This is a genomic window from Bifidobacterium actinocoloniiforme DSM 22766, from assembly GCF_001263395.1.
Classification (GTDB): domain Bacteria; phylum Actinomycetota; class Actinomycetes; order Actinomycetales; family Bifidobacteriaceae; genus Bombiscardovia; species Bombiscardovia actinocoloniiformis.
The window spans coordinates 1,470,311-1,495,783 of record NZ_CP011786.1 but is presented as its reverse complement, the minus strand read 5'-3'; the positions used below and the strand labels follow the sequence as shown (position 1 = coordinate 1,495,783).

At 63.0% G+C, this 25,473-nt stretch carries 16 protein-coding genes, 1 tRNA gene and 1 pseudogene; 4 read left to right on the top strand and 14 right to left on the bottom strand.

The window, feature by feature from the left end; all coding sequences use genetic code 11:
* Positions 1 to 47 precede the first annotated feature (47 nt).
* The 6 genes from AB656_RS06125 to AB656_RS06100 all read right to left on the bottom strand — a co-directional run bounded on the left by AB656_RS06125 (position 48) and on the right by AB656_RS06100 (position 10,327).
* The gene (locus tag AB656_RS06125; protein WP_033504511.1) at positions 48 to 617 is read right to left on the bottom strand and encodes a DUF4411 family protein; all 570 of its coding nucleotides are present in this window, start codon (positions 615 to 617) and stop codon (positions 48 to 50) included.
* The gene (locus tag AB656_RS06120) at positions 617 to 1,792 is read right to left on the bottom strand and encodes an ImmA/IrrE family metallo-endopeptidase (protein WP_033504512.1); all 1,176 of its coding nucleotides are present in this window, start codon (positions 1,790 to 1,792) and stop codon (positions 617 to 619) included. The genes AB656_RS06125 and AB656_RS06120 overlap by 1 nt, the downstream gene beginning before the upstream one ends.
* Before the next feature lie 156 nt (positions 1,793 to 1,948).
* Positions 1,949 to 3,418: an FAD-dependent oxidoreductase gene (locus AB656_RS06115; RefSeq protein ID WP_144418953.1), complete on the bottom strand. Its 1,470-nt coding sequence runs from the start codon at positions 3,416 to 3,418 to the stop codon at positions 1,949 to 1,951.
* A gap of 59 nt (positions 3,419 to 3,477) precedes the next feature.
* Entirely contained in the window at positions 3,478 to 5,493 is a 2,016-nt protein-coding gene (locus tag AB656_RS06110) for a heavy metal translocating P-type ATPase (RefSeq protein ID WP_033504513.1), read from the bottom strand.
* A gap of 513 nt (positions 5,494 to 6,006) precedes the next feature.
* A complete protein-coding gene (locus AB656_RS06105) occupies positions 6,007 to 8,124 on the bottom strand; it encodes an isopeptide-forming domain-containing protein (RefSeq protein ID WP_033504514.1) in 2,118 nt (705 codons plus the stop codon).
* A 355-nt stretch (positions 8,125 to 8,479) separates the two neighbouring features.
* The gene (locus AB656_RS06100; RefSeq protein WP_033504515.1) at positions 8,480 to 10,327 is read right to left on the bottom strand and encodes a S1C family serine protease; all 1,848 of its coding nucleotides are present in this window, start codon (positions 10,325 to 10,327) and stop codon (positions 8,480 to 8,482) included.
* A gap of 259 nt (positions 10,328 to 10,586) precedes the next feature.
* On the opposite strand from AB656_RS06100, the gene tgt reads away from it, so the two are divergent.
* Entirely contained in the window at positions 10,587 to 11,852 is a 1,266-nt protein-coding gene (gene tgt / locus AB656_RS06095; protein ID WP_033504516.1) for a tRNA guanosine(34) transglycosylase Tgt, read from the top strand.
* A 179-nt stretch (positions 11,853 to 12,031) separates the two neighbouring features.
* Positions 12,032 to 12,114 (top strand) — tRNA-Leu (locus tag AB656_RS06090).
* Between the two features lie 48 nt (positions 12,115 to 12,162).
* Here AB656_RS06090 and AB656_RS07865 read toward each other — a convergent pair.
* The 4 genes and pseudogenes from AB656_RS07865 to AB656_RS07970 all read right to left on the bottom strand — a co-directional run.
* Positions 12,163 to 12,321: pseudogene (locus tag AB656_RS07865) on the bottom strand (tyrosine-type recombinase/integrase); the annotation flags it as partial.
* A 104-nt stretch (positions 12,322 to 12,425) separates the two neighbouring features.
* Positions 12,426 to 13,511 (bottom strand): hypothetical protein, encoded by a 1,086-nt coding sequence (locus tag AB656_RS06085; RefSeq protein ID WP_144418952.1) that lies wholly within the window; start codon positions 13,509 to 13,511, stop codon positions 12,426 to 12,428.
* Between the two features lie 148 nt (positions 13,512 to 13,659).
* Positions 13,660 to 14,850 carry a class C sortase gene (locus tag AB656_RS06080; protein WP_051905513.1) on the bottom strand — a complete coding sequence of 397 codons (1,191 nt, stop codon included), beginning with the start codon at positions 14,848 to 14,850 and terminating at the stop codon, positions 13,660 to 13,662.
* Positions 14,847 to 15,734: a class C sortase gene (locus AB656_RS07970; protein WP_158336167.1), complete on the bottom strand. Its 888-nt coding sequence runs from the start codon at positions 15,732 to 15,734 to the stop codon at positions 14,847 to 14,849. Before AB656_RS07970 ends, AB656_RS06080 begins: the two co-directional genes overlap by 4 nt.
* 286 nt (positions 15,735 to 16,020) lie before the next feature.
* Here AB656_RS07970 and AB656_RS07965 point away from each other — a divergent pair, with 286 nt between their 5' ends.
* The gene (locus tag AB656_RS07965; RefSeq protein ID WP_158336166.1) at positions 16,021 to 16,236 is read left to right on the top strand and encodes a hypothetical protein; all 216 of its coding nucleotides are present in this window, start codon (positions 16,021 to 16,023) and stop codon (positions 16,234 to 16,236) included.
* A 563-nt stretch (positions 16,237 to 16,799) separates the two neighbouring features.
* On the opposite strand, the gene AB656_RS06065 is transcribed toward AB656_RS07965, so the two are convergent.
* The gene (locus AB656_RS06065; RefSeq protein WP_033504558.1) at positions 16,800 to 17,081 is read right to left on the bottom strand and encodes a metal-sensitive transcriptional regulator; all 282 of its coding nucleotides are present in this window, start codon (positions 17,079 to 17,081) and stop codon (positions 16,800 to 16,802) included.
* Positions 17,082 to 17,238: 157 nt separating this feature from the next.
* On the opposite strand from AB656_RS06065, the gene AB656_RS06060 reads away from it, so the two are divergent.
* Positions 17,239 to 20,205 (top strand): heavy metal translocating P-type ATPase, encoded by a 2,967-nt coding sequence (locus AB656_RS06060; RefSeq protein ID WP_033504520.1) that lies wholly within the window; start codon positions 17,239 to 17,241, stop codon positions 20,203 to 20,205.
* A 41-nt stretch (positions 20,206 to 20,246) separates the two neighbouring features.
* Here the strand turns inward: AB656_RS06060 and AB656_RS06055 are convergent, their stop codons facing one another.
* From AB656_RS06055 to AB656_RS06045, 3 genes are all read right to left on the bottom strand, one after another.
* Positions 20,247 to 21,356 (bottom strand): alpha/beta fold hydrolase, encoded by a 1,110-nt coding sequence (locus AB656_RS06055; RefSeq protein WP_033504521.1) that lies wholly within the window; start codon positions 21,354 to 21,356, stop codon positions 20,247 to 20,249.
* Between the two features lie 216 nt (positions 21,357 to 21,572).
* Positions 21,573 to 22,931, bottom strand: coding sequence for a chloride channel protein (locus AB656_RS06050; protein WP_236681861.1), 1,359 nt, complete (start codon positions 22,929 to 22,931; stop codon positions 21,573 to 21,575).
* A gap of 73 nt (positions 22,932 to 23,004) precedes the next feature.
* The gene (locus AB656_RS06045; protein WP_051905511.1) at positions 23,005 to 25,362 is read right to left on the bottom strand and encodes a S9 family peptidase; all 2,358 of its coding nucleotides are present in this window, start codon (positions 25,360 to 25,362) and stop codon (positions 23,005 to 23,007) included.
* Positions 25,363 to 25,473: the final 111 nt, after the last annotated feature.

Here is a 25,473-nt window from a genome sequence, read left to right as displayed (position 1 = left end):
AGGGCCCCAGAGCGAGCGGCCCTTGGGACGGCGGAAGGGGGAAGAGATCACAGCGCCATCTGGCCCTGGATAGGGTAATCGCCCCTGATGAGTCGACCGTTCGCATCGTAAAACGCCCGGAGGTTCATGGTTTCCACACCGAACGCCCGCGCCACATCAGGTATTTTCGGTTCGCGCTTTTGCCGCTGGTTCCTACTGGGATGCGCGCTCACCTCGTTCGTCACGATGGCCGCGCCAGTAACCATGCCCGCCGCGATAAGCCAGGGGTCGGCCTTGTCTTCAGGTTCCCATTCCCGGATTGAGTCGCGCGTATAAGAACCGCACCGCACCAGATAATCCTGCACACGCGCGTAAGCCGCGCCCATCTCGCTTGTCTTGTGGCTGACAACGCGCCCGGCAAACACGTACTCCACCCAGGCCCCAAGCTCATCCACATCGTGGTGTGTATCCTGAATAGTGAGCTCCTTATACACCACGTCCAGCAGCTTCACCTCATCACGACCGGCCAGCCTCTCCATCCACCGCCAGAAGGGGTGAAACTCCTGGTACATGAACGGATGGTGCTGGCGGTGGGAGTCAATCAACACATTGGAGTCAAGCAAGTACAGTCGCGCCATCAGCCCAGCCCCTTGGCCGCCAGCAGACCATCATAGGACTTGGCGGATTTGATGTTCAACAAACCGAATCCGTCCGTATAGCTGAGCGTCCCGCTTTCAATGCCGCCCTTCACCAACCGCACAAAGCCTGTATCCAGACGTGAGGCGTTAGTCGCATTTCCATTCCCCCCACTCGACTTTCGCCGCTCATGCTCCCTGGCGCGCAAATCCTGCTGCATCTGATCACGCAGCTGCTCTATCAACTGCTCATCAGCCAGATCCGCCTGCCGAGCGCGGATTCCGAAAGCCAGCGCGCTCAGTCCATACTCTTGGCTTATGGCGTTGGCGGCTTCCAACCGAGAAAGCCCAGCGTCCAGCTGCTCTCGCCACAAGACCGCGAAATCCTCGTCGCTCAATACGCTCTTCATCACGGCCCGATTGATTGTCCGCTCAATCTCGCGGCCAGCAGGGGTCAGACCGGCATCGTCATAAATCTCTGGTTCGCCCAACAGCACATGCACAATTTCATGCAGCAGGGAGAACAACATACCGGCATACGAATCGTTCCGATTGATGAAAATCAGCGGTGCCACGTCGTCCACCAATGCAAAAGCCCGGAATTCCTCGATGTTGAGCGGTCGGCGCTGATGCCCCACTTGCGAATTCTGCATGATCATCAACCCCGCAGCGGATGCACGCTCTTTCAGCTTATTGAAGCGTACTCTCTCGTCGCCGGTTCCCTTGGCCCACTGCTCGTCTAATCGCAAAGCATCCAGTATCGCCTGGGCCAGGTCCTCATCAGAGGCTGAGCCGGACACCGACCCGACCAGCGCATTTTCGCTAAGCCCGTCCTGGATCAGCTCATCCCGAGCCCAGTTCTGCCGGGCCCGCATCATCGAAATGGTGTCCAGCAAGTTCTTACTGGGCTCGACGGTTTCATTGCCGACGGTCCTATAGCGGACCAGTTCGTCCTCGCTCTCATCCGGCAGCGCCGACCTCACCAGGGCACCGAAACTCGTCTGCAAAACGACGGCCAAGTCATGAACTTTCTGGAAGGATACGGTAATGGGGTCAGTTGCTTCCAGCCAGAGGGGAAAGTCCTGCAATCCCTTGTGCCGCGACACTGCACTCGGGTCCGCCTTGGCAACGCGCGTGGCCCAGCGCAGCGTCTCCGGGTAGACGGTAAGCTCAGCCATCACTCAGCTCCTTATTGAGCCCGCGGACGATGCGAAGCCGCAAGAATGGCGGCTTTCCAGACAGCTGACACGGGCCGTCGCTTATAACGACAAGTATATGCCAGAGGTGGCTATGCCAGCAATGGCTTGCAAGGCGCTTGCAGGAGCGCCGAGTGATCAGTCCAGGGCCAGGTGGCGGAGGAGGTCGGGATCGGTGACCTTGATGTGTTCGCGGCCGGCTTTAGCGCCCTCGGCGCGCTCATAGGCGTCGACCTTCTTCCAGCCAGCGAAGTCGATGGGGCGCACGCCCTTGGCGGCCAGCAGCTGGTCGATTGAGTCCTCATCACGGTCGGGCGCCAGACGGCCGTGGTTAGGGCTGGTGGACAAGTCGGCCAACATGTTCGACACGGTCTCCAGAGCGTCGGACTTAGTGGAGCCGATCAGCCCGACCGGTCCGCGCTTGGCCCACCCCGTGGCGTAGAGGCGGGCGATTGGCTCGCCTCCCTCACTAGCCGGAGCCGTGCAGACCCGGCCACCTTGGTTGGCCAGCGTGTAAGCGTTGAAGTCATAGGGGATGCCGGCCACCTCGGCGGGCTTGTAACCAATCGCATGGTAGACCGCCTGGACCGGGTATTCGCTGTAGCGCCCAGTCTCGCTCATAACCCCATCCGGATTCACGCGCGTGTGCTCCACCCGTATGCCAGCCACTTGGCCGTCCTTGCCGATGATGGCCGCGGGCATCTGATAAAAGTGGATGCAGTACTTACGGTCGGCCGGATTCCCTTCGAAATCGACACCTCCGCCGGCCGCCATCTCCTCGGCCATGTCGCGAATCGCATAGAGCTCGCCCACCATCTGCCGGGTCAGCTTATCGTCGCCCGCTTTTTCGATGGTTGCGTCGTCCAATTCAAAATCATCTTCGTCAATCACTATCTGCACACCAGGCAGCTTCTCAAGCTCGCGCAGCTCCTGCACGGCGAACTTGGCCTGAGCAGGCCCGCGCCGGATGAACATATGCAGCTCGCGGGCCTTGTTCGCCTTGACCCCCTCGTACACATTACCGGGAATGTCGGTAGGCAGCAGGTCGTCGGCACGGCGCATCAGCATCCGCGCCACATCCATAGCCACGTTTCCCCCGCCGATTACGGCCACCTGCTGGGCCTGCAGGGGCCAGTCGCGCGGGGCGGTCGGGTAACCGTCGTACCACTCGACGAAGCGCGCGGCCCCATGCACCCCCGTCAAGTCGTGCCCCTCAATCTCCAGCGGCCGATCGGCTACGGCACCGGTGGCGAACAGAATCGCGTCGTACCGTTCCTCTAGCTCGCCCAAGCTGACATCCTTGCCGAACTCCACATCCGCGTACAAATGCAGGTCGGGGTTGGCTAGGGTCTTCTCCAGAGCCCCAGCTATGTATTTGATGCTGGGGTGGTCAGGCGCCACACCGTAGCGGACCAGGCCGAAGGGCACTGGCAGCTTCTCGAAGATATCGATACGTGCGTCTTCACCCAAACCGAGTTCGTCACCCTTCTGATTGAGTTGACGCAGGAGGATGTCGGAGGCGTATACGCCAGCTGGACCAGCCCCTATCACAGCTACCTTCAGTCGCCCGGACACGTTGGAATCATGCTCATTCATGCTGTCGTTCATGCCCTCCACCCTATCGCAAAGCCCACCCCCCGCCACGGGTGTGCCTGGGCTGGCGGCGTTCAATCCTTGTCGATCAGGGCGGTGAGGGCCCACAGAATCGAAATCACGTCGATAATCTCCTGGGCGAAGGCCCCGATAACCACTGGAATCAGGCCGAAGGCGGCCATCACCATGCCGACCGTGGCCAGAGTCAGACCCGCTACCACAGCTTGCAGCATGACCCTTTTAGTGCGGCGAGCGATGGCGATGGAGCGGGGCACGCAGGCGATGTCATCGTTCATGATCACCGCCTGAGCCGACTCGGACGCTGCGGTCGTCGTACCATCGGTGATGGCAAGCCCCACGTCCGCTGCGGCCAGCACCGGCGCATCGTTGACCCCATCTCCCACCATCATGGTAATGGACTGGGTCACGGATTCGCCCAGGAAGCGTGAGAGCCAGGGGTCCCACCAAGGCTGTTTGCCCGGGTTGAGTTTGGCGGCTTCAGCTATGATTTCCGCCTTGCCTTCCGGGTAGAGCCCGGCATGCACGTCTTGGATTCCCACCTGGTCGGCGATTAACCGCGCCGAGTCCATCTTGTCGCCCGTCAGCATGGAAAGCCGGTTCACACCCATGCTGCGCAGCTGCCGCACCGTTTGCGCCGCATCATCCCGGGGCACGTCCTTCATCACAATACGGGCCGCCAGCCGTCCATCGATCGACACATAGGCGGCCATCTCGTCGGCCGCCAAGTCGGCGAAATGATTGGAAGGGTGTGAGGGCCCTCCTCCTTGCCCCGTCTCCAATACGTAATCGAACCGGCCCACGCGCACATGGTGTCCGTTCACTGTACCGCGCACACCCTGGCCCGAGTCCTCCGACACGCCCTCAGCTCGGAAGCTCAAGTGCGCGCCTCCGGCCTCCTCTTGCAACTCCCGCTGGGCTTGCGTACCCGCCGCCGAGATGCCATTGGACAGGATGTGCACTGAGTAGGATTCCACAGACCCAGCCATGGCCAAAATCTGGCGCTCGTCCAAGGTGGCCTGGGCGCCTCCGCCAGCCGCCGGCTTGTCCACGTGCGTGACGCGCGGACGCTTGACGGTCAGCGTGCCTGTCTTGTCGAAGAAAATATGGGACACCCTGCCCAGATTCTCGATCACGTCTTGCGTCTTAATCAGGACTCCTGCCTTGGCCAGCCGGCCTGAACCGGCCATATAAGCCACTGGCGCGGCGATCAGCAGCGGGCAGGGAGTGGCCAGCACGAGCACTTGGGCGAAGCGGGTGGGCACGCCGGACACAATCCATGCCACGCCTGCGATGATGAAGGCTAGCACGGTGAAAGGCACAGCCAGCAAGTCTGCAGTTCGGACCACGGCCGCTCGGGAGGACTGGGCGGAGCGCACCAGCTCCAGAATCCGTTGGTATTGGGAGTCGCGCGAAAGCTGGGTGGCTTCCATGAGGAAGGTGCCGGAGCCGTTGACCGCACCGGACATGAGTCGGGCTGAAGCGAACATCTGCCTGGGCACGGGTTCGCCGTTGATGTTGGACAGGTCAAGTGTGGCGGAGGGTGATATCAGTTCGCCATCGACGGGCACGGTCTCCCCTGGTTTGACGACCAGCACATCTCCCAGCTGCACTTGGTCCACGGTTTTGGTGGACCAATCGGCCTCCTGCAATTTGCCGCCAGAGCGGGCCAGGTCCGCCGCCTTGCCTTGCGATCCGTTGACGATGTGCGCCAGCTGGGGGGCGGCCGAGACCAAGGCCGTCAGGTTGGAGGATGCCTTGCCCTGCGCGTATTGCTCAATCGCCGCTCCCGAGTAGACCATGAGCACCACGGCCCAGGCTGCCCAGTACTCCTTGACGGCCACGGTGGAGAGAATGGCCACCACGGCTAGGATATCCACACCCACATGCCCGTGGCGCACGTCGTCTATCATGCCTCGCAGGGTATCCACCAGGGTCACGGCAACCAGTATGGTCACAATCCAGAGGGCCACAGGCTGGTGGGCATGCCACAGCAACCCCATGGCCACTCCGCAGGCAATGGTGGCCAACAACAGCGGCACTCGTTTGGCAAACGCCCAGCCTTCTTTCATAATTCCTCCAACGCGCCGCAAACCCCACGGTCATATACATGGTTGCGCCCAAGGCCGAATCCGCCGCATATAAAGAAGTTGTCGGCCGCCTCAACGCCCGACAACCCAACGACGATTCCCATTATGCACCTTCCCCATCCGCTGCCGTGCGGCAAGCCCTCCTCCCCCACGAAACACCCTCAACTCCCAACCGACTCAACCGATTTGCACCCATGTATCGCGATAGGCAACCGATTCGCTTCACTACTTATCGTTTAATTTGGCCTAAAACCATTCCTCACAGTCAGTCCCATTTCGGAACGACTCATGTCATTGTTGATCGGTTCATATCGTTCTGAATCGATTATTCCCCATCAACACCGATTTGGGATCCATTGCTTGTGACTCTCTTCGGAAGCGTTTGCATCGTTGTTCAGCGGTTTGGGATTATCACGGACTGGAACGCTGGAAAATGGAAAAAGCCGCTTCCTGGGGGCGGAAACGGCTTAGATTGCATTCGGGTAAACGTCAGGCCTAGTAAGCTCCCCTGGCGGCCATGCGGCGTTCTCGCTGCTTGGAGACAACCAGACCAATGACCATGATGATTAGGCCAATGATCAGCATCAGGAGGATGCCCCGGCCGCCAGTCAGAGGCAACGCTCCGACCTTAGCCGGATCAGTTTGATCCTGCTGCCAGTTAGTCAGGCCCAGGGTAATCACGTCACCGCGCATATTCTTGAATGTCGACGTGGTGCCTGTAGGCATGCTTGGAGTCTTATAATCCTTGAAATCCAGCTTGCTTACGTCCGGCTTGACCTCCGTGTCTTGCAGGTCGGCGATCGGCTTACCGCTCAGACTAGAGAAATCAACGGTCTTGAAGTTAGCCGACGGGGCAAGATAGTCGGTCATCGTCGGGGAGGGCGTGTTGCAGTTAGCGGTGCAGTACTGGGGTTTCTTGTACTCCACCATGCCGAACTTCAACTTGGATGCATCGCTGTAAACCGCATTGGCCGTATCATCGACGATCGGGATGCCAGTGAAAGTGACGATACCGTTCTCGTTGGACGTGGCTTCGATGGCTTTGACACGGCCACCAAAGGAGTTGATTTGCGTATCGGTGTGGAAGGCCGCATCGTCGCACAGGAACTGAGTTCGGTCGGAGGGGTCGGTTAGCCGGAAAACCGCGCCAGGAACGCCGGCCAGTGTAATCGGAGGGACATGGGACGCTTCGGCCTTATTGGTCTTCGCGAACTGGAAACCAGGCGAAGCCACGGAAGCCGCGACGCTGAAGGGTTTGCTGTTTGAGCCTGAATTATCCAAGTTGTCCGAAACAGCTACATTCGTTAAGAGCCCCATCGGTCCGGCGTCCCCGTCGCCCTCGGCGGTCACTTTAGTGTCATAGGTTATGGCTACTTGAATATCAGTGTATGTGTTGCCGGACACGTAATTCCCGTAAAGGGTCTTGAGAGAGGATCCATTTTTTACCTCGAAGCTCAACAGGCGATTCTGCTTCTGCGTATCAGGCCTCATGGAGGGATCCACCATCGACTCTTGGGAATGCCCTGCCACAGGGCGACTCATATTCGAACGTCCGATATCGCCGAAGGATGGCAATCCAGTCGTAACAGGTTGATGGGCAACGTTATTATCCGTCCAGGAAAGCGCGACGTGGACGCTGCCCGAGACGAGGTCCAACGAGGTTGGTAATACATCCACCAGCGCGAGGGCGTCAGCGGTCGAGGCGGTATCCGGTATTTCGCTTAAATCAAGCCTGCCATCACCATTCGGGCTCGTGGTGTGATTATCGTCGTACAGCTTCTGGGTTATCTTCCACGTGACCGTGTCACCGACTTGGGCGACATTCTTGTCGCGGGATGCCCCGTTGGGTTTCTTGACCGAGACGACTTGCTTGATCAGCTGCGCGTCATTGATGTTCTTGGGATAGATATGAAGGTTATAGACGAAGCCCTCAACCGGAGTGGGGGTGCCACCAGGGCTTGGGGTGGTGGTGTTGGTTGACCGATAAGGCAAATCGTAAATCGCCTTCTCGACTGGAGTGTATCGGGGGTTGAACAAGGGATTGGACGGATCGGTATAAGGGTTGCCGCTGCCTGGCCCTGTGACCTCCTCCAAGAGGTAATAGCCATGAGGGAAGGAGGCCAAGCTAGTCGTGTCCGTATAACCTCCCGCGCTTCTTGTGTGCCAGTGACCTATGCCGCTGCCGCCATTCTGGATAACACCAGAATCATCGGTCATGCCCACATACTCCGTGCGGCGAACGAAGGTGTTCTCCTGATTGGGTTTCATGTCTCCGGGATGCGCGCCGCCCGGCGGAGTAATCTGGGTCAGCTTGAAAGGCACGCCCTTGCCAACCTGGTTATCGGGCATATTGGAGTTGGTCTTGTCTTGGATGGATCCCGTTGCGGTGAATCCCGGCTTCGAGGTGAGCAGCTTGGTAAGGACCAGCTTCGCTGGATGAGTTGAATCGGGCGTGTCACCAGGCAGGAAGTCATCATCTGTTGTGTATGTGGATGTATCAGCATGCGCTGACGGCATAACCGCAACCACCATCGCCAGAGCCACGGCAAACGCCAGGATCGCCACCAACCAGGCCCTGCCGTTGGTCCACATCCTCAGTGAATGCTTGCGCATACCACACCTTTCCCCTACTTTCAACCCCACATACCCTGGTCCCCACTGAAGCCCTTACTCGCAAAGCCTCTACCCAGGGATGCCAGAATGAAGCACGCCGCTACCACTCTGGGAAGCGAGCATGCCTACACTGACAATCTGTGTGCAATACTAGCAGCTTCGCAACGGAGCCCCAAATGCCAGCCTTGTCACTTCGCCCAGAATCAACCCGATCCTCACTTGCCGTCGCCGAGAAAAGAAGGGGGGGGCGACCAACCGGATTCCCACCCGGATTGATCGCCCCGCGAACCGCAGAGGTCAGAATCGTTGGCCGCAACGGCCCGCAGCCCTTCCGCCGCCTGTCACCACACTGAAATCACTGTCCGCCGAAGAGGAAACTGAAGGGATCATCGTCGCCGGAGCCACCGTCCGAACCGTTCGAGCCATCCGAATCGGAACCGCCATTAGAGTCGTCATGCTTTTTCTTGCTGCGCCCGTTGGAATCAGACTTGGGCGTGCCGTTGACGGCCTGCTCCTCCTGGTTCAGCGTGGCATTCACATCCATTGTCCTTCCGCTACGCACCACCGTAATCTTAGCCTGCGAACCAAACTCGGCCGCCCGGACGTAGCCTAGCAGCGAATAGTTGTTGTTGACCGCATGATCATTGAAAGCCACAATCACGTCGCCTTCCTTAATGCCTGCCTTATCAGCGGGGGAACCGGACGTCACTTTCATCACTTTGGCGCCGCCACGGGTGACGCCGTCCGCTTGGGCGGTGCCGGACTGAATCGTGATGCCCAAGGCCACATGCTTGACTTTGCCGTCCTTGATGATTTCATTCGAGATGCGCTTTGCCAAGTTGGAGGGAATGGCGAAACCGATACCGATTGAACCTGCCTGGGACTTGGAAGTGGCAGTGGAGGCGATTGAGGAATTGATGCCCACAACCTGTCCAGCGACATTGAATGTGGGGCCTCCCGAGTTGCCTGGGTTAATGGCCGCGTCGAGCTGAATCGCATTCGTGACCACGGGTGTGCCACCGGACTCATCCATGACCGAAACCGGACGGTCCAGGGCGGAGACAATACCGGTGGTCGCCGTGTTGTCATAACCCAGCGGGTTGCCAATAGCCATGACGTTCTCACCCACGGCGAGCTTGCTTGAATCTGCGAATTCAGCCGGCTTCAAATCCTTGGGAGGATTGTCCAGCTTGATGACCGCCAAGTCGGCTGTGGAATCGGTACCCACCACCTGAGCCGAGTAAATTTGCCCATTAGCCAGCGTCACCTGGATTTTCTGGGCGCCCGAGACCACGTGGTTGTTGGTCACGATATGACCTTGCTCATCCAGAATCGCTCCGGACCCGGCACCCACGCTGTCATTGACCTGCACCTGGATGGAGACCACGGAAGTCGACACCGTCTTGGCCACGGCTTGCCAATCGGGGGCTTTGCCATCCGGCACCTTGGCCGATCCCTGTCCAGAGGTGTCGGAGGAGACCGCGCCCAGGGAGGAAGCGTTAGGCACCGAGACCCAACCGTTGGTGATGGCGGCCCAACCTAGGGCCAGCATCAAAGCGGCGGCGACGACCGCGGCTATGACCGCAGTCAGGACATACCGCGGCTGGCCCGGCGTCGGCTGTGGGGCGAGAGGGCGAGCCCCTCCAGGCTGGAACTGACCTGGTTGGCCGCCAACCGGCGGGTATGGGCCGGAAGGGTTGGGAGCGTTGGGAGCACCGTAACCGTTTGGCTGCTGAGGCTGGCCCGCCGGGGGCCGCTGACCGAAGATGAAGCCTTTATTCTGAGCTTGGTCCGCTTGACCCGAGTCCTGGCCGGTCTCCGGCTGTGGCTGCCCCTGATTCTGCTGGGGCTGAGCCTGCTGGCCGGCAGGCGCATAAGCACCATACAGGGGAGCTGGACGATAGGCAGGGACCTGCTGACCGGGTCCGGATGCTGCCGGAGCACCAGAGGGCAGAGGCTGCCCCTCCACCGGCGCAGTCGGCTGGGGTTCAGTCACCGGGAGGACTGGCTGGGTTGGCTCGATGCGAGTGGTCTCCCCCTTGGCATCAGCATCCTGGCCTGACTGATGCCAATCATTGTGACTGTCTGAATCGTTTGAATCAGCGGACTCGGAGGCCACGGTCTTTCCCTCTTCGATATGGCTGGGTTGCCAAGACTGATCATCCTGACCCTGCCAGGGGTTGATGTTATTGTCGTCCGCCATCGATGCTCCTTCACGCTAGCTTGCGATCCGCCTGCCGAACCGGGACCCTCACCCATTATTGTTCAATCCGGGTTGATTATACTTGCCTCGGCCACCACAGGGGCAACTTTTGCACTGTGCTTACAGTACAGACAATCAATCTGATTGTTGTCTGAATACCAACTGGAAGCCGTCATCGGTCCTGCCATGTATTCACCGAAAGCGGATACGGCACAGCGAATCAGAGCCTCCTACCGGGGCCTCGGTAGAGTGGTTGGACATGAGCTATAGCAGCAATCCAGGGACCTTTGGCTTTGAAACCACGCAGCGCCTATCCCCCACCGCCGACGGGCTCGGACGTGACGGGGCACGCTACGGGCGAACAGGCATCATTCACACGCCACACGGCGACATCCGCACACCCGCCTTCATACCTGTGGCCACCCAGGCGGCGATGAAAGGCATCCCCCCCGAGCAGATGAAGGACCTGGGAGCGCAGGCTCTGCTGTCGAATGCATTCCACCTGTTCGAACGACCAGGCGAGGACGTGCTTGATGAGGCCGGCGGACTCGGGCGCTTTATGAACTGGTCGGGCCCAACGTTCACCGACTCCGGCGGTTTCCAGGTGCTTTCGCTGGGTGCTGGATTCAAAAAGACCCTGGCCATGGATGTGACCGGTTTGAAATCCGACCAGGTAATCGCCGACGGAAAGGAGCGGCGGGCCTTCGTGGACGAGGATGGCGTGACTTTCAAATCGCCTTTGAACGGCAACCTCCACCGGTTCTCCGCCGAAATCTCCATGGGAATCCAGCATAAAATCGGCGCTGACGTCATGTTCTCCTTCGACGAGCTGACCACGCTGATGAACACCCGCTCATACCAGGAGGAATCCGTTGAGCGCACCTACCGCTGGGCCCAACGATGCGTAGCCGAGCACGAGCGACTGACCGAGGTCCGCGCCGATAAGCCGTACCAGGCGCTCTTTGGGGTGGTGCAGGGGGCCAACTATGAGGACCTGCGGCGGAGGGCGGCCGGGCAAATCGCCTCGCTCCCCTTCGACGGGGTGGGCATCGGGGGCGCCATCGAGAAGCGGCTGCTGGGACAGACCTGCGCCTGGATCTGCGACGAAATGCCGGAGGAGCGCCCCAGGCACGTGCTCGGCATCGCGGCCGTGGACGACATCTTCGCCGGGGTCGAGAACGGTGGTGACACCTTCGACTGCGTCTCCCCCGCCCGCTGCGGGCGCAACGGCGCTGTGTTCACCCGGGACGGACGCTGGAACATCATGCGCGCCTGCATGCGCCACGACTTCCGGCCCATCGAATCAGACTGCGACTGCTACACCTGCACTCACTACACGCGGGCCTACATCTGCCACCTCTTGCATGCGCACGAGCTCAACGGCCTGACCCTGGCCAGCATCCACAATGAGCGTTTCTTCGTGCGGCTCCTGGATGAAATCCGCGCCTCGATCGACGGCGGCTACTTCGACGACTACAAGCGCGAAACCCTTGCCCGCTTCTACGCTCACGGCTCCAAAGGCTGAGGGCCGCTACGACCGCGCCAACAGCCAACGCCCATGATCCCAGCGCCTGAAAGCCCGCAGCGAAAGCGACCTCCTGCGGGGTTTGGGCCGGGCAGTCGCCGGGAGCAGCCGGCGCGACACGGCCGAGTTCTGGCAGGCTTGCGCGCTGTGGAGAGGCGTGGTAAATTTACTGATTGCTTGCGAACGTGGCGGAATGGTAGACGCGCTGTCTTCAGGTGGCAGTGAGCTCATGCTCGTGAGGGTTCAACTCCCTCCGTTCGCACTCTTTCCCCCCTACAAAAACCCCTGGAATCATTAGGATTGCGGCAAACTACGCAGCGCTCCTAATTGTTTTTGAGCGCACTTTGAGCGCACTTTCCAACAGCAGGTCATTCATGGACTCGCCGACCGAATCCAGGTCGTCATCGAAGAGGTCAGCGTACACGTCCAACGTCATCGCCGCCGACGTATGGCCAAGCTGCCTCTGCACCGCGTCCTTCACTTGCGAGTAGAGGCTTCGCCGAGGCGGGCCCGGGCGGGGAAACGCCCGGCCGGCTAAGTCAGGGCCGGCGACGGGCCAGCCTAATCCCTGGGCTAATTGCTGGGACTGATGCCGAAGAAGAAGGCGATGTGGGAGTCGAACCAGGAGTAGCCCAGGTCGAAAGTAGGCAGGAAGCCGATTCGCATCATGAGGCCGAAGGACGCCCAAGCGAAGAAGAGGGCCAGGGCAGCCAGAATCCACCAGAGCACGGTCAGGCGCCTCTCCCTCGCTCGCAAGGCCTTGATGTCGCTGGGGCGCTTCCGGCTCCAGACGGGCGTATGCCGGCCCTTGGGCACGCTGGCGCCGCCCCGCTTGCGGCCTGAAGGCTTGGAGACGGCTGACTGATTGCGCTCTTGCTCCGGCTTTTGCCTCTGCCGCTGGGCTGGGGCGCCGGAACCGATGGCGGCGGTCTGACTACCCAAAGGAGAATCAGACGGAGTGGATGAAGTGAATGGCATGGTTTGAGGGGCTTCCATAGACGAATACGCGGAATTGATCGCCGACACAGGTGTCTGAGCTTGGCCCGCAGACTGCTCCGGGATGGACCGCGAAGACGGGGCCAGCGGGGCCGTAGCGCCGAAGGAGGGCTGAACGGGGGACACAGGCGCGCTCTGAACACTCTGAGCGCTGTAAGGGTTGTATGCCTGCCTGGGGAAGGAGGGCGCGCGGACGGGGGAAACAGTAGGCGTTGGGGGAACCACCGGAACGGGGCTGGGCCGCCAAGGGCTGTCTTCCGTCAACGTCAGCTGGGTTGACGCTGGGTTCAGCGGCGCAGCTGTCACAGGAACATCCAGGTCGGGAGGAACAGCCGGGGCGTAGGGCTCCGGGCTCACACGAGGCACAGTGCCGGGCGACGCAGGCCGCTGAGTCTCGGGGTAGGAGCCATACAGGCCGAGAGCCGGGTTGGAATCATCAGGGACAGCGCCGGACCACTGGGACTCTTGCTGCGGCTCCGCATCGACCTGCTGGAGCTTGAGCCTGGGCACTTCCAGATACGAAGGCTGTTCCTCACCATCGCTGGACCTGCGTCGGCCCGAACCGGGATGGTGACGGTTGACGGCAAAAGCGACGGCGGCGGCACGGGCCACGAACGCATCGGCGGCCCTGCGCTCCTCTTGCCCGCCTTCCGCGCCGGTCACAGTTGGTTCCCCCTCCCGGCCCGTTTGCTCGTTCCATATCATCTGAACTACACCCCTTGCCCCACGAAGCGGCAGCGGGCAGGACTACCGGCCCGCCCACCCAGATATATCTCACCATACTATAGCGGCCCGTGCGGCCTGAGCCCGGTCAGAAGCCCTGGTCCATGCGCGAACCAGGGGCTCCCGGCCCGGAAGCATCGTCCCACCCTCCCGCAGGCAAGGATGATCTAGCCAGTGATGCGGGGCCGGCCGGGGCCCTGGGCATTTGGCCACCAGCCGGGGCGACGCCGGCCGGACCGATGAACGCCGACCCTGGGGAGCCAGGCCCTGGCAAGCCGCCAGCCAAGCCTGGATCGCCGCCCGGGCCCAGCCCGTAATTGCGATGGATTAAGGCGATAGCGATTCGGCACTGCCGCCGCTTCCGAGTGACCAGATGCATCAGGAGCGCGGTGATCAGCAGGGCCAGCAGGAAGATCCAGAGCACCCACTTAGGCGCCCCCTGAGGCGGGGTGCCGGGGATGTTGTCACCTATATAACGGCCGCGCACAATCAGACGGTGGGAGTTGATGCCGTAGGGGGTGCACGTCAGCAGGGTCACGTAGTTGCGGCCCTCCACCGGCTGCAGGTTGTGCACGTCGTTGGGCATGATCACACGAATCTGGTCGATTTTGTAAGACAAGTGGTGGTCCAGGACGCGCACCTGGAAGACATCGCCCTTCTTCATCTGCGTCAGGTTGTCGAAGAAGATATGACCCACCGCGCCCGTGTGGCCGGTGATCACACCGTGCAAGGTCTTGTTATCGGTCGGAATGTGGGTCGTGGCGATGTGGCCGGTGCCCTTGAGCAAGACGTCGTCGCTGGTGCCGTGGTAGACAGGGAGCTTGACCGAGATTTTCGGAATCTCCACGTACGCCATCATGCCCTTGCCGTCCACGTTGAGCGTGCGGTTGTAGAGGTTGACAGGGTACTTGAGCTTGTGATACTTAAAGGGGTCTCGCAGGGTAGGCTTGCCCAACTCCTCGTCGTAGCGCTTGGCCTGCGCCCACATCTCCGCTTTTTCAGCCGGGGTCAGGCGCTCGACGATCGAGTCGTAGTTGTCAATCGCGCTGGAAGCGGACTGGTAATTGACATAGGCGGCCACCAGCGGGTACATGAAGATGCCCAGCCCGATCAGGAAAATCAGCAAGTCGACCATGGACCGCCACTTGATGCTCCTACCAGCGTGCCCGGGCCGACCGGGTTTCACCACCTCCCGCCGCGCCCCCTGGGCGCGACTTGACCTCAGCCTGGACTGGTCCTTGCTGGCGCCCGCACGCCCCTTGCCGCTATGCTCGCTCATACCGCCCCCAAACCTTGGCCGCCGCCCGGTTTCAAGCCAGCGCTGGAGCCCCCGCGCAGCTGCTGGCGGCGCAGGGCCACATAAGCCGCGCCCACCACCGCCAGGGCCAGCGGTATGGCAGTGACGATCAGCATCAGGGGCGAAATCGTGTGATTGAGCTTGGGCTTGTCGGTGGTCACATCGGTCAACTGCCCAGAGACCAAGAGCCGGTGGTCGTTGACGCCCTTGGGCGTGCAGGTCAGCAGGGTCACGATCGTCTTGTCCTTCTGGGGACGCAGGGAGTCGGTCTCGGTAGGCTTGACCGTGCTGATGTCGGAGACCTTGTAATGGTAGGTGGCATCCAGTACGCGCACGGAGAAGGTATCGCCCTTGCGCACCCGGTACAGGTCGTCGAACACGTGCATATCATCCAAACCAGTGTGTCCATACAAGACCGAGCGCGTGCCCTTGACGTCCGCGGGGATGGCGGTCTGGTCCAGGTAGCCCACCCCTCGGGTGAGCGTGCTGTTGACGTCGCCGTAGTAGATCGGACCGGCGAACTTGGCCTTGGGCACGCTCAGGTAGCCCACCATGTCCGGGCTGACCTTGCCTAGAATCTTGGTGTAGTCCTCCACCTTGCCAGCTTCCTGGGAATTGACTGGTTTGCCGGAGAAGGGGTCCAAGGGTCCTCCGGCGCGCAGGTTGCCATCGTAGCGCCTGATGTCGGCACGGATCGCCTTGATTTGCTTGGGGCTGAGCTTGCGCACCGCCTGGTCGTACTTATCTACCGATTGAGTGGATTCGTGGTCGTTGTGGTTCTGCATGAACATGCTGCCGCTGTAGAGGGCATAGCCCAATGCGAACATGCAGACAAGCGCCACCGCCACCAGCACCGACCAGTCCATCTTCGGACGCCGACCTGCCCGGTGGGAGGCTTTGCTTAAGCCGGAGCTGACCGGCGGGCGCGCGCCCGGGACCGACATGGAGGCTGCGGAAGCGGAAGGTGCCGCGGAAGCAGGGACGGACGAAGAGGGAGTAGGCGAATCTCCGGCAGGAGCGGGGGCTGGGGAGTCGGGGAATGGTCGCGAAAGCGCTGCGCGCTGGGCGTCGTATCGCGCCTCGAATGACCGATCAAGGGACGGCGGGGCTGCGGCTGCTGACTCAGTGGGGCCCGGGGCCAGGTCGGGTGGCATGGGGGAAGCGAGCGGAGCCCTCAGAGGCGCTTGCGGGGATGCCGGCATCGAAAAGGCCAGGTCGTCCGGCAAGTTCGTCAGCTCGGGGGCCGTGAGCGAAGGAATCGCAGTGGACGCCGGCTCCGGTGTCCAGGATGCTTGCGGCTGCCAAGGGGCCGGTGATTCGCCAGTGGGTCCGACGGAGGCGGCTGCTCCTGCGTCGAATTCGGGCTGAAAGTCGGGAGCGCCAAAAGAAGGGGCTGAGGCGGGATTGGCGGATGCCGTAACCGCTTGGCCGGAAAAATCGGGGTAAGAGCCGGGCGCGGAGGAAGCGGACCCGGTAGCCGCCAACGCAGGAGTAACTCCAGGAACAACAGCGGACAGGGCGTCCGGGGGCGCCACCACAGGCAAGGATGAAACCATTCTGGGGGTGCAGCCGGACTGAGCGGCCTGGCTTGCTTTGTCGACTTGACCCGCCTGCTCCGGCGTCGTTAAGGCTTTCGGCTCTTCCTCATGCTGGGGAATATCCCGCGTGGCACCATGTTTGCGCTTGCGCGACTTGCTCGGGACATGCTTCGCCTCATGCACGCCATGAGGAGCATGTTTAGCCATTCGCACCACCTTACATCATCCCCCGCAAGACCGGCGGTGAATCCTGAGCCGGGGTCCCCTCCCGGTTGAGCATTAAGTCCCTCATAAGCATAGACGCGCAGCGGTACACTCTTATCACCCCGTCACGCGCCTAGCGTAAGGGGGTCGTCTGTGACCGCAGCAGAGACGCGCAATGCCCGGACAAACTCAGGAGCGGACCAGGCGGGCTATGGCGTCCGAGGCCTCTTGCATCTTTCCATCAGCCTCGTCGCCGCCTTTTTGCGCCGCCTCGCGCACGCAGTGGTTCATATGGTCGTCCAAGATGTTCAGGGCCACCGACTTCAGGGCGGAAGTGGAGGCCGCAATCTGGGTGAGCACGTCGATGCAGTAGGTGTCCGATTCCACCATTGATTCGATGGCCCGCACTTGCCCTTCGATGCGGCGCAGGCGCGTGATGACCCGCTGTTTATCGTTCATGTATCCCGCCATTGCATCCTCCTCATCACGTTCGCGTCGGACCCAGGCCAGGGCCTGGACCACCCCGAGCCTCTGCAGCACCACGTCGGCCCTGCCCGCAGTGGAGCTTTTGCCACTATACCCCCCGGGGGTATATGGTGGAGATAGTTCCCTTGGAAAGGAGCACGCCTTGCTCAACGCAATCGTCGTCGCTGCAGCGGCCCTGGTCACCATCGCCATCATCTGGTTCTTCTTCGCGCCCAAAAAGGCGGTCCAGGCCTCCAACGAAGGCGGAGTGCAGACGATTCGCATAGCGGTCAAGGGCGGCTACTCCCCCCAGCTTGTCCAGGTGGACGCCAACCGGCCGGTCCGCCTGATCTTCGACCGGCAGGAGTCCGGCGAATGCTCCTCGCACGTGATCTTCCCCGATTTGGGCATCGATCAGATGCTGCCCGCCTTCAAGACCACCAGCCTGGATTTGACCCTGCCCAAGCCCGGCGATTACCCGTTCGCCTGCGGCATGAACATGCTCCACGGGATGCTCCGGGCCCTGCCCAGCCAGAGCGACTCCAGCGAGCGCGACGCCCAGGATTCCCGGAACCAGCGGAGCCCGGCGAGCGCCGAGCTGAAGCCAGAGCAACCGAACCAGGTCTCACCGGCGGACACACGATCCGCCCATAGCATGGCCACGACCACGCCCAAGAGCGAGCCCGCCCATCCGGCCCACGGCAAGGTCCTGGCCCAAGGGGACCCGGAGGACGAAGACCTCGAGCGCAACAAGGAGATTCGCTCCCTGACCGCCCGCTTCGTCGTGGCCCTGGTCTTCACCCTTCCGGTCCTCACCGCCGCCATGTTCGGCATGTTCATCCGCATGCCGGCCCTCTTGATGAACCCCTGGACCCAGCTGGCCCTGATTCTGCCGGTCATGTTCTATTCAGGCTGGCCCATCCAACGGGTGGGTTGGTTGGCCCTGGCCCACCGCGCCCCGGAGATGAACTCCCTAGTGGCCCTGGGCACGATGACCGCCTTCGCCTACTCCCTGGTCGTCACGCTCACCCCCGGCATCCTGCCGCCTTCCGCCCGCAACCCCTACTATGAGGCCGTGGGCACAATCATCACGCTGATGCTCCTGGGCCAGGTCTTCGAAGCCCGGGCCCGGCGGGGCACCGGCGACGCCATCCGTTCCCTCGTGGGCTTGAAGCCCAAAACCGCCTCGGTGCTGCGGACCGGGGAGCAGGGGGGCGAAACAGTGGAGCAAATCGACGTGGACGATGTGGCTGTCGGAGACATCGTGTTGGTTCACCCGGGCGAGAAGCTGCCGGTGGACGGCACCGTGATCTCCGGCTCCTCCTCTGTGGATGAGTCGATGGTGACCGGCGAGCCCATGCCCGTGCTCAAAAAGGCGGGCGATCAGGTAGTCGGCGCGACGATCAACTCGACCGGCTCCCTGCGCTACCGCGCCACGCAGGTGGGGCAGGACACCGTGCTGGCACAGATCATCCGCTTGGTCAAGGCAGCCCAATCCTCCAAGGCCCCCATCCAGAAGCTGGCCGACAAAATCGCCTCGATCTTCGTGCCCGGCGTGATGCTGGTGGCCATCTGGACCTTCGTGGTCTGGTGGCTCTTTGGGCCCCTGCCCAAAGGAGTCAATGGCATCGTTGCCGCGGTCTCGGTGCTGGTCATCGCCTGCCCCTGCGCGCTGGGCCTGGCCACGCCGCTCTCGGTGACGATCGGGACGGGACGCGGCGCCCGGTCCGGCGTGCTCTACCGGTCGGCCGACGCCCTGCAGAAGGCGCAGAAAGTTGACGTGATCGTGCTCGACAAGACCGGCACAATCACTGTCGGCAAGCCCCAACTGACCGATACCGCCACCGCGATCGGCTGGAGCCGAAAGGAGCTGTTGGCCTTGGCCGCCTCGGCAGAGGGGGACTCCGAGCACCCCCTTGCCCTAGCCATCGTGGACGGGGCGAAGGCGCAGGGGCTGCGACTGCCGCCAGTCTTGTCTTTCTCTTCCCTGACCGGCGCTGGCGTGGACGCGCTGGTTTCCCTCCAATCCAGCTCGGCTACCTCTGAACCCGCGAAGTCAAGATCGGCTGAAGCAGATGTGGACAAGTCAAGCGTCCACGACGGCGGTGAAGGCCGCCAGAGCGGGGTCCTGGTCGGCAGCAAGGCACTTTTGGACGAGCGGGGCATCGACCTGCCCGCCGGGGACGACCCTGCACTGATGAGCGCCCAGCGATGGGCCGCCCAAGGCAAGACCACGGTCTACGTGGCAGTCGACGGCCGCTTCGCCGGCGTTCTAGCCGTGTCCGACAAGGTCAAGCCCAGCTCCGCCAAGGCCATCCAAGCCTTCAAGGACAGGCGGATCGCGGCCGTCATGCTCACGGGCGACGGCGCAGGCACCGCTCAAGCCGTGGGGCGGGAGGTGGGCGTGGAGCGCGTGGTCTCCCAAGTCCGCCCCGAAGACAAGGCCACGATCGTCAAGGCCCTCCAAAGGCAGGGGCACACCGTGGCCATGATCGGCGACGGCATCAACGACGCGCCCGCACTGGCCCAAGCCGACCTGGGCATGGCCATCGGCACCGGCACCGACGTGGCGATCGAGTCCGCCGACATCACCCTGGTGTCGGGCGACCTCCAGAGCGCGGTGACAGCGATCGACCTGTCCGGCGCGGCCATGCGCGACATCCATGAAAACCTCTGGTTCGCCTTCGGATACAACGGCTTGGGCATTCCAATCGCCGCTGGCGTCCTTTACCCCTTCATCGGCCTCCTGCTGAACCCGATGATCGCCGGCGCTGCAATGGCCTTCTCCTCGCTTTCGGTGGTGTTGAACGCCAACCGCCTGCGCGTCACCCCGCTCCAAGCCCGGCCCGTACGCGACCCCAAACCGGTCGACATGCCCGCCCTCAAGGCCCTGGTCCGGCGCCCACCCGCCGCAAACGGTGGGACCATGAATGTAAGGAATGCAAATCAACCGAAAGGAAGTGCCGATATGGCAGAGAACACCAAGGTCACCGACCCGGTCTGCGGCATGAGCATCGATCCCACAACGGCCGCCGCCACCCGCGACTACCAAGGCAAGACCTACTACTTCTGCAGCCCCGGCTGCGTCGAGACCTTCGACGCAGACCCGGAAAAGGTGCTCAACAAGTAGGGCCGGCTTACAAACCCGGGCCAGGCCTGGCGGCGGCCTCCCTATCCGTCGCTTCCAGCCAGGGAGTCAGGCTCGGAGAAGAAGGTCAGGATGCGTTCAAGGTAGGGGGACAGGACCCGGTTGGGCATGGTGTAAAGCTCATGCGTGGCGTTGGGGACGCGGACCAAGTCGATTTGACATCCGCCGACGCGGACCTGGTTGACAAAGCGCTCCTGGGGCTTGGGCGGGACGAGCGCGTCCGGACTGGCCTGAAAGACCAGGGTCGAACCCTCCACCCGCTCACACAGGGCCGGTTTCAGCACATCCCGTGACATCGCAATGGCCTGGCGGACCCAGCCGTAGGTGGCGGCGGAGGTCTGATAAGCGGGGTCAGCGGCCCGCAAGCCGTGGTTCCAACGCAAGCGCGCCTGGCTGGCATTGCCCACCGAGCCCGGGTCGAAGTGGGGGTCGAACCGGTGGTGGCCGGGCACCTTGCACTGGCCCATCCCCAGGCCGCAAGCGGCGTTCATGACCATATTCGTCAGGCCTAGCGGCAGGCCGGTCCTCGGAGCAATCATCGGCGAGGAGAGCACGGCACGGTCCACCAGCGCCGGATAGCGCTCCAACAGGGAGGCCGCGACGCCGGCGCCCATCGAATGGGAGTAAAGGCATATGGGCAGGTCGCCGCCATAGTCAACGGCCACCTCCTTGCAGAAGACGGCCAAATCATCCACATAGCGCCGGTATGAGTCCACCCACACCAGGTTCGGATCGTCCAACCCCCGGCCGGAGAGCCCGTGACCCCAGTGCTCCAGGATGCAGACCGTGTAACCAGCCAACAGGAAGTACCAGGCCATTTCGCTGTACTTGCCAGCGAATTCGGTGAAACCGTGGGAGATGACGACCGCGCCCCGGCGCAGGCCCTGGGACCCAGGCAACCCCAGCTCGTCGAAACGGGCGGCCTCGTAGCACACATAGTGCAGACGGTCCGGGCTAGTCGGAACTACGGCACGCCGGCCAGGCAGGTCAGCCGGACCAAACCGCGCCGTCCCATCATCTCCAGGCGCATTCGAGCACATCCACCCCTCGCGCTTGCAAGCCTCCAAGGCAGGCAGCACCGTCTGACGCATGGTCTGCTCGTATTGCCCCTCATCAATCAAATCAAGCTCCATACCAACCAGCCTACCCAGCGCCAGAGGCAGAAGCCACGCGTTGGACCGGGCGATTCCCACGTTTGCCGGACCAAGAACGCGCACATGACCCGGTAGGACGGCACGCGCAGAAGGCATGGCCGCTGAGGGCCGGCGCAGGCCCAAATACACCCATGAAGGCCGACCGGCTTCCAGCGCACGGCGCTTGCCTGAGCGTCCGGGTCGGGATTATGGGGGTTATGCGCGGGCCTGGAAGCGGCTGAGGATGCCACGGGAGACGGCGGTCGATAGGGCCACCGCCAGGGCCAGGGGCATTAGGGCCGGCGCAGGCAGGTGGCAGACCTCGAAGAGCATGAACAACGCCATCAGCGGAGCCTGCTGGGAGGCGGCCAAAGTGGCGGCGGCGCCGATGACCGCGGCTTGCCAGAAGGGAATGACCGGCGCCAAGGGCGAGGCGATGAGCGCCAGGATGGCTCCTAGGGCCGAGCCGAGCGCGATGGAGGGGGTCAGGGTGCCACCGGAAGCGCCGGCGCGAATGGTCAGGACCGTGCAAATGGCCTTCCAGAGCCCGAAAGCCAGGAAAGTGGCGATGAGCAGCCAGAGCCGGCTGCCTGTTTGCGGGCTCGCGGCTTCGGCGGACAGGCCCATCGCGGTCTGGGCCAAGGCCCGCCCATTGCCCATGACCTCGGGAAGGAGGATGGCGATCAGACCGGTCAGCCCGGCAACGGCCGGAAGCTGCCAGAGGATGGCCCGCCCGGTCGTCTGATGCGACTCAGCCCAGGAGGTCATGCGGCGGAAGGCAGCGCCCACGAACCCGGCCAGGGGGCCGGTCACCAGCGCGAACAGCATGACCCGCAGGGGGAAAGGCTGGGAGCTGACCGCATAGTACGCTTCGAAACCCTTAATCGACCCGCCGACCAGCGTAGCCACCGAGGACATGCCCAGGCAAACCGCCACCGTAGTCAGGTCCATGCTGCCCAGCAGGACCTCCACCCCGAACAGGGCGCCCGTGAGCGGGGAGATGTAAATGCCCGCGAATCCCGCGCCAGCAGTCGCGGCTACCAGAAGCCGACGGTCGCTGGGGCGCAGGCCCAGGCGATGGGCCAGGCGGAACCAGACGCCGCCGAGCATGGCGCCAGCCTCGCGAGGGGCCACCTCGCGGCCGATGGAGGCTCCGGCGGCCACGAGGAGAATCTGAGTGAGCACATGCACGACGGTCTGCCACACCGGCATCCAAGCGCCTTTGACCGCCTGCGCCACTGAGGGCACGCGCGCGCACTTATTCCGCAACAGACACCAAATCAGGGCCGCAATCGCGCCTGCGACCAGCACGGAAAGCAGCCGCCGCAGCGGGGGTACCCCGAACGGACCAGGAAGGGCGGAATTCTCGACGAAACCAAGGAACACCTGCTCCACCAAATCCAGGAAGAGGGAAAGCAGGCCGGAGGAGACACCAGCCAGAGCGCCCAGGACCAGAGCTGAGAGCGCCAGGGCCCAGCCGTGGGGCAGCAAGGGGCGCGCGCCCGCAGCCTGGGCTTGGGCCGCAATCTGGCCGGGGCCCGGCGTTAAGGCTGGTGTTCGCTCTGCTGTAGTCACGTCCACCAATCTAGCCAAGAGCGGGGTCAAAACCAGACGCCACGCGCAGACCAGGCGCGGGGGCGGCGCAGGCTCAATCGCGCGGTTGAATGCCGAGCGCCTGGTAGAGGAAGTCCCGTTGAAGGACCAGCAGGTTGCGCGCGACGGTAGGATCGTTGGTCATATGCGTGATACCGGTCAGGGGCAGCACGGTGTGGGGCCGACCCGCCGCCATCAGGGCTTGGGAGAGGCGCAGGGTGTTCGCGACCGACACATTGTCGTCGGCGAAACCATGAATCAGCATGAGCGGGCGGCGCAGCTTGGGCGCATCGTCGATGATTGAGTTGCGCCGGTAAACCTCCCGGTCCAAACCCAAGTAGCGCTCAGTGTAGTGGGTGTCGTACAGGGTCCAGTCGGTAGGGGGCGCACCCGCGCAGGCCGCGTGGACCACATCCGGCGCCCGCAGCACGGACAGGGCCGACAGGAAGCCGCCGTACGACCAGCCAATCATGGCCACCCGGCTCAAATCAGCCTGCGGCACCAGGTCCGGCAGGGCCTGCACCGCCGCAACTTGGTCGTCCAGGGTCACCTGGGCCATGTCCTCAAAAATCGCCCGATCCCAAGCGGGACCGCGCCCAGTGGTGCCGTGGCCGTCCGCGGTGAGCACTATGAAGCCTTGGTCCGCCCACCACTGGGACTCCCAGTAGTAAGACTGGCTGAAGACCACCTGTTGGAAACCTGGACCGCCGTAAGGCTTCAGCAGCACCGGCAGTTTCCCCTCACCCGCCCAGGGGCTGGATTCGCTGGGCCGCACCACCGCCCCGAAGAGCTGGTCGGCCCCCAAGCGCACGAAGTCCACGTTGGGAGTGAAACCAGGGTCAGCGGCCTGGCTGGTCAGGCGGGCGCTGGCCTCAACCCCGCTCTGGGGCCGAGCTTCGCCGCAGCAGGCCAAGGCGTCCAGGCTGGCCCCAGGCGCGAGCAAGGAGTGCCAGGCTTTGACGCCCGGCTCCTGCATGGTGCGCCCGGACACGACGATGCCCCGCCCGGCCCTGGAGGCGGTCCACACGCCCGGCCGTGAGTTCAGGACTTTCAGGCTGCCATCGTATCCGAAGCGGACCAGGTCGAAGGAGCGGGGGTCGGAGGAAACGACCGCGAGCGCGTCGCTCTCGCCTAAGTCCAGCACCTCTCGCAGCTGGCAGCCGACCGGCGAGAAGGCCTGACCGTCCAGGGCCAGGCGGATGGTGTCCGCGCCCTCGTCGATTACGGCTTCTGCCAGGCGCCCATCGGGCGTCCAAGCGGGCAGCCCGGGCACCAGGTCCAGCCACCGGTCGTTTTCGTGCTCACGCAAGGACCGTGTAGGCAGGGAGGGCAAGTCGGGCAAGTCATCGAATCCAAAGGTCTTCGTGCCACAGTCGGCGCCAGGCTCCTGCTGGCCGCCGCCGAGCTCCACAGCCGCGATCTGGTCTCGGGTCTGCCGACGGTTCTGCAGCAGCAGCAAGGGCTCGTGCTTGGCCTGCCAGCGCACCACCGCCAGGTATTCGTAAGCCTTGTGGTCCCAGTCCACACGGACCAGAGACGAGGCCGAGCCATCCGAGCCCAGGCGCACCAGCAGCAGGCGCACTTTCGCGTTCGCAGTCAGCGCCTGAGCGTAGCGGCGGGACTGGCCTGGGTGGCTTGGTTCAGCGGGGTCGCTGATGTACCACACCGGCTCGGGGCTGGCGTCGTAGGACTCCACCAGCAGGGCGTCGGAAGCTGGCGACCACCAGAATCCCTGGTAGCGGTCCATCTCCTCGCCGGCCACGAATTCAGCCAGGCCCAGCTTCTGCTCTTCGCCGGCACCATCCTCCAGCGCCAGCACCACGCGCGCGGCGTCGGCGGCGGGGTCGGCTCCGATGGTCACCACAGCCAGTTGACGACCGGTGGTGTAGGCCACCCGGGTGCCGTCAGCGGAAATCTCTGGGTTGAGGATGGCATGCCCTTCGCCCAGCTCAGCGGGCAGGGTCAGAGACCGGGTGCTGGCTCCCAGCCCATCCGAATCCAGTTGGGTGAGCCACAGGCGAGAGCCCAGGGTAAAGACCAATCGATGACCGGCCGCATCAACGCTGTAAGCCACGATGCCCCGTCCGCCTTCGCGCGAACGTTCCCTTCGCGCCCGCTCCTCGGCTGGTACCTGCTCCTGGGCCGCATCCGCCAGCAGGTCGCGGGGGTCAGCAAGGAGCACCTCCCTGTGGCCGTCACCCTGGTCGAAGACGCTCATCCACAGGCTGGTCTCAAAGTCTTCTGGGCCGTCCGAGCGCAGGAAGAAGGCCCGTCGCCCATCCCCAGCCATCCGAATCGACCTGGGGGCGCCCAGCGTGAAACGTAGGGTGCGCGCCTTGGTTTGCGGGAAGCCCGCGATCCGCTCCCCCACCTGGCTCGCCGACAGCTCCGCTTCGTCCGTTTCCTCAGCCATGCCTTCTGCTCCTACCATCCGCGCGCTGACCGCCCGCCGTTGTGGCGTTCGCGACCTTACGCCGATATCTTATGGCCCACCCGTCCCAAAACCCGCCTGGCCTTTGGGCTT